The sequence below is a fragment of the Nostoc sp. CALU 1950 genome, assembly GCF_051172895.1.
In the GTDB taxonomy this organism is placed as follows: Bacteria; Cyanobacteriota; Cyanobacteriia; order Cyanobacteriales; family Nostocaceae; genus Nostoc; species Nostoc edaphicum_A.
Genome location: NZ_JBDNJQ010000353.1, coordinates 1 through 1,770, shown reverse-complemented (window position 1 = coordinate 1,770; position 1,770 = coordinate 1). Strand labels below are relative to the sequence as shown.

The window sequence follows — 1,770 nt, the reverse complement described above, 5'->3', positions numbered from 1 at the left end:
AATCCTAGATCATATTGTATATTGATTTGTGTAATTAATTTTGTTTGATTACTTAATAAAACTAATTTACAAGATAGTGCGATCGCAGTAAAAGAAGTAGAGTGTTGTTGCGATCGCCCTGACTCGACAATAAACTAGGCGATGTCTACGACGGGCTGCGCCTACGCATTAAACCGTCCAATCCTCGATTAACAATCCGGGTATCTTGCTGAAATGCCGATGATTGCGCGTTAATAAAACTAATTTACGAGAAAATGCGATCGCCGATAGCGTAGCGTTAGCGACGCAGGAGCGTCATAGCCCGTCGTAGACATCGCGGTAACATTCCCTATCATTTCCCGCAAATAATGCAAACTAACCGATCACTTCTATGCTTCGGCTTCAATACCTTGTTGTGTTGGGGATTCTAGAACTTTTGCCTGCTGCTCTTTGTACTGTATAAGGTGGGGATATTCTTTCTGAAGTTGAATATAGTAATTCACCAACTTCTGGGGGTTGTGTCCATTCTCTAGAGATATAATATGGCGAATTTTACGTATTTGGCTAATTGCCTCATCATTCTTCGTCATTTTGCGCTCCTATCAACTCTAACGGCGTAACTAGCGTTGGAACGTATAACCCCAGCATAACGTTCAGCCGTCGAATATGCCCAAACTTATTGGCATTTGCCAAATGACGACAATTCCAAGTTAAGAGAAAATCACATTTATGATACGAAGCTAGGGCAAGATGTAGTGCATCTCCAAGTGGATCTTTGGGCATCAGTTGTTGTTGAATATACACTTCAACGATTTCAGCAACCACAGATTCAATCGGGACAAATAACAAGCCACTAATCAGTTTTATTGCCTCGCTCTTTCCAGGAAAGTTACCTCGATTGAGTTCATCCAACACTGCAAGACTAGTTACAAGCACATAATTGTCACTTGCATGGCTCCACCATTCCCGTGTCCAGTCCCGCCGCGCCACCATATCAGGTTCAGTACGTGCCTCGTAATAAAAACTGGGAATGGAGGTTTCAATGTAAACTTTTGGTTTCATTGTGGTAAGAAGTGACATAAATGAATGGCTTGACTATCTTTCGTTAATGACTAATATTGCAATATTATCGTGCTTAATTTAACACCTAAGCAATGTCTACGACGGGCTGCGCCTACGCATTAAACCATCCAATCCTTTATTATCAATCTGGGTACTTTGCCCAAATCCCGATGATTGCGCGTTAATAAAACTAATTTACGAGATAGTGCGATCACAGTAAAAAAAGTAGAGTGTTGTAGCGATGTCTGCGACGGGCTTCGCCTACGCTTTCACTCAACAACACATCATTGTATATTCATACTGGGTGAAGTTAAGCGATCGCCTCTAACTCAGGAATATACTCAGTTTCGTAGTTTTCAATTAAAAATTTAGCAACTTGATCTGCTGAGGGAAACATTTCACGGAGTTCCACATTTGATCAAGGTTGAAACTTTGCATTATTCTTTCTACTTTCCTTCTCTTCGAGACGCTACGCGAACATCATATTCTGAGTGCGTTAACGAGCGAGCGCAATCATGTGTCAACAAAATTGAAGCACATAACAATTAGGTGTATGGCTTCAAATAGCAACGCTCACGCCGACTCAAATGATCAGTTAGTTCAGTGAGCCTATTTTGTATATCGTTTGGTAAACTGTCAAACTGATTTGGAAACTCCATTAGAGTCAGAAATCGCCAGGGCTATTTCATTCTAAATAAGTCTTTGAGCGTGTTAAGACTAAAACCAGCG

General features: G+C 41.0%; 2 protein-coding genes. Both read right to left on the bottom strand.

From position 1 onward, the window contains the following. Positions 1 to 368: 368 nt before the first annotated feature. Positions 369 to 569 (bottom strand): hypothetical protein, encoded by a 201-nt coding sequence (locus ABF638_RS37835; RefSeq protein ID WP_435027862.1) that lies wholly within the window; start codon positions 567 to 569, stop codon positions 369 to 371. Then, positions 556 to 1,059 carry a type II toxin-antitoxin system VapC family toxin gene (locus ABF638_RS37830; RefSeq protein WP_435027861.1) on the bottom strand — a complete coding sequence of 168 codons (504 nt, stop codon included), beginning with the start codon at positions 1,057 to 1,059 and terminating at the stop codon, positions 556 to 558. Before ABF638_RS37830 ends, ABF638_RS37835 begins: the two co-directional genes overlap by 14 nt. Positions 1,060 to 1,770: the final 711 nt, after the last annotated feature.